At 59.1% G+C, this 3315-nt stretch carries 3 protein-coding genes; 1 reads left to right on the forward strand and 2 read right to left on the reverse strand.

The window, feature by feature from the left end:
* On the reverse strand, nucleotides 1-868 hold an 868-nt coding region (locus A985_RS29460), incomplete at its 3' end, for a molybdopterin-dependent oxidoreductase (RefSeq protein ID WP_017234769.1).
* A gap of 214 nt (nucleotides 869-1082) precedes the next feature.
* Between A985_RS29460 and A985_RS0118020 the strand changes: the two genes are divergently transcribed.
* Nucleotides 1083-2279, forward strand: a complete 1197-nt coding sequence (locus A985_RS0118020) for a M20 aminoacylase family protein (protein WP_017234770.1) — start codon at nucleotides 1083-1085, stop codon at nucleotides 2277-2279.
* Between the two features lie 90 nt (nucleotides 2280-2369).
* On the opposite strand, the gene A985_RS26085 is transcribed toward A985_RS0118020, so the two are convergent.
* Nucleotides 2370-3212: a DUF3047 domain-containing protein gene (locus tag A985_RS26085; RefSeq protein ID WP_157211505.1), complete on the reverse strand. Its 843-nt coding sequence runs from the start codon at nucleotides 3210-3212 to the stop codon at nucleotides 2370-2372.
* Nucleotides 3213-3315: the final 103 nt, after the last annotated feature.

Here is a 3315-nt window from a genome sequence, read left to right on the forward strand (position 1 = left end):
GCTTCGCGTTCGCATACTCGCGCGCCAACGTCGTGATTGTGTCTTCGGAGATACCGCAAATTTCCGCGACGCGGGCCGGCGTGTAGCGTCGTACGCGCTCCTTGAGCTGCGCGTAGCCCACCGTGTGTCGCGCAATGTATTCGTGATCAACGCGATCTTCATCGATCAGGACATGCATCATGCCCAATGCCAGCGCCGCGTCCGTGCCTGGCAGCAAGGCAATGTGCTGATGGCACTTTTCCGCCGTGAGCGAACGATAGGGATCGATGGCGATCAACTTCGCACCGCGACGCTTGGCTTCCTGCGCGATGGCCCAGAAATGCACGCTCGACGTAATCGGATTGCTGCCCCAGATGAGAATCAGCTTGCTGTCGACAAAGTGTTCGACGTGCATGCCGACACCAGCGCCGTACGTGTAGCGCAGCCCCGCGGCGCCGGCGCTCGCACAGATCGTGCGATCGAGGTCGGACGCGCCGAGCTTGTTGAAGAACCTTGCCGCCATCGATTCGCCTTGGACGAATCCCATCGTGCCAGCATAGCTGTAGGGGAGAATTGCTTCGGGCTCGCGTGCCGCAATCGCCCCCAGTCGCGAGGCGATCTCGTCAAGCGCCTCATCCCAACTGACTGGCACGAATTGCCCGCTCCCCTTCGGTCCGACGCGCTTGAGCGGATGCAACAAGCGATCCGGATGATAGGTTCGTTCAGTGTATCGAGAGACTTTCGTACACAAGACACCCTTGGTCGTCGGATGGTCCGGATCGCCCTGGACCTTGATAGCGACGCCATTTTCCACTGTAACGTGCATGGCGCACGTATCGGGACAGTCATGCGGGCATGCGGCCCGAACGACGCGGGTGTTGGTCGTCATGAAACGACTCCTCTCTTTACGAAATTGCCGCGACCGCCAACGGCGCGACGTTGACGACATTGTATTACGTTCCCCCCCGCCTCACCCCGCGCCACGGTCGCTTGCGACATTTTCCAGACGTGTCTGGCGCAGCGATCGGACGTTTCTGCTCCAAGGTGCCAGACCAGGTCATTAGGGGTAAGATGGACCATTGCGCCCCGCAGGAAACCCAAACATGAAGCTCATTCCAGAAATCGACGCCGCTCGTGGCGAACTCCAGACCATCCGACGTGATATTCACGCGCATCCCGAACTGTGCTTCGAAGAGAAGCGTACTTCGGACGTGGTGGCGGATACGTTGACCCAATGGGGTATCCCCATTCATCGCGGACTCGGTAAAACCGGCGTCGTCGGCATCATCAAGCAAGGCAGCAGCGAGCGTGCGATCGGCCTGCGCGCCGATATGGATGCGCTACCGATTCGTGAGGCGAATACGTTCGAGCACGCGTCGAAGCATGAGGGCAAGATGCACGCCTGCGGTCACGATGGTCACACGGCCATGCTGCTTGCCGCCGCGAAATATCTCCAGACGCATCGCCATTTCGACGGCACCGTCTACCTGATTTTCCAGCCAGCCGAGGAAGGCGGCGGCGGCGCGCGTGAGATGATCAAGGACGGACTGTTCGAGCGCTTCCCCATGCAGGCGGTGTTCGGCATGCACAACTGGCCGGGCGCGCCGACCGGTACGTTCGCCGTGACGCCGGGTCCCATGATGGCCTCGAGCAATGAATTCAAGATCACGCTTCGCGGCAAGGGAACCCATGCGGGCATTCCGAATGCCGGCATCGATCCAGTGATTGCGGCTGTGCAGGTAGCGCAGGCGTTGCAGAGCATCATCACGCGCAACAAGCGGCCGATCGACGCCGCAGTGCTCTCCATTACCCAGATCCATGCGGGCGACACCACAAACGTGGTTCCCGATGTGGCATGGTTGGGCGGCACGGTTCGCACGTTTTCGATCGAGGTCCTGGATCTCATTGAGACACGTCTGCGAGAGATTGCCGAATTCGTGGCCAAGGGGTTCGGCTGCTCGGCGGACATTGAATTCCTTCGCAATTACCCGCCGACGATCAACGATCCGGGCATGGCAGCGCTGTGTGCCGACGTGATGCGCGAGGTGGTCGGCAACGAGAACGTCAACGACACGGTGGAACCGACGATGGGGGCGGAGGACTTCTCGTTCATGCTCCTGAAGAAGCCGGGCGCGTACGTGTTCATCGGAAACGGCGATGGCACGCACCGGGACACCGGCCATGGCCTGGGTCCGTGCAACCTGCACAATGCCAGTTATGATTTCAACGACGATCTGCTCCCGCTTGGCGGCACGTACTGGGTCAAGCTGGTCGAGACCTATTTTGGACGCAATCCGTAAGCTGCCTGATCCCTGCGTTCGGGCGAGAATAAGAAAAGCCGGCAAGTATCACTTGCCGGCTTTTTCGCTTTTGATGCGAATGAGATCGCGTTATTTCGCGGCCGTTGTCGTGGGAACACCCTCCGTTTCGAGACGAATGTCACCGTACCATGCGGTAAATTTCGATCGAGTATTGTCGCCGTCGCTCATGATTGCAATACCGATCAGACGCCCTGGAGGCTCGCCAAACGCTTTCTCATAATCCCTGGCGATATCGCGAGAATACGTCTGCCATCTTCCAAGGTGCTCGTCACCGCGCTCGACAACGAGGGAGCGAATACGACCGGTATAAGGATTGGTGACGACATCGTCCACCGAGAATTTATCATCACCCCAGGTGTACATCAGGGTCGCAAACGGTAAGTCACGACCGCTGACCATACGCGCCAATTCGCGATGCAGTTGATCTTGCATGGTCAGTTTTGCGGGATCGCCATCGAACGCAAGGGCGATGCGAACGGGTGCGTCATCGAATGCCTTCGTGCGAATATCGGCACTCGCGGGGATGGCATCCGCTCGCCAGCGCCACGTCAGCTTGGCGCCTGGGTACACAGGAATGTCGAGCGTCTGTGCGATGCCGGACGCAGATTTGTCGACCGAGGCGCGAATCACCGCGATGCCCTGGCTATCGATCGTCTGTTCGTAATGGGTGAGCCGTTTGTTGCGGGTGACGAGATACGTCTCCCAGTGCGGGGGCAAACCCTCCGGATTCACGGCAGCGGAAAGGGGAGCAATGTCATCGCTTTGTACCGACGAAGGCAATGCCGAGGCATGTTTCGACGAGGTTCCCGGCAACGTACATCCACCAATCCCCAAGATAACCATGGCGGTTACAACCCACGCCGCTCCCGCACGCCATCTTGCATGGCGCTTGCTTCGATCCTGATTGACCACCTGTTTCGCTCTCCGAACTTCCACTAACCCCGTGGCCAAATGCTAAGCGAGAAATGGATATCGATCCAGACGGAATTTCCCAGAAAAGCAAAAACCCCTTGCT

Origin of the sequence: Pandoraea sp. B-6 (assembly GCF_000282835.1) — a bacterium.
In the GTDB taxonomy this organism is placed as follows: Bacteria; Pseudomonadota; Gammaproteobacteria; order Burkholderiales; family Burkholderiaceae; genus Pandoraea; species Pandoraea cepalis.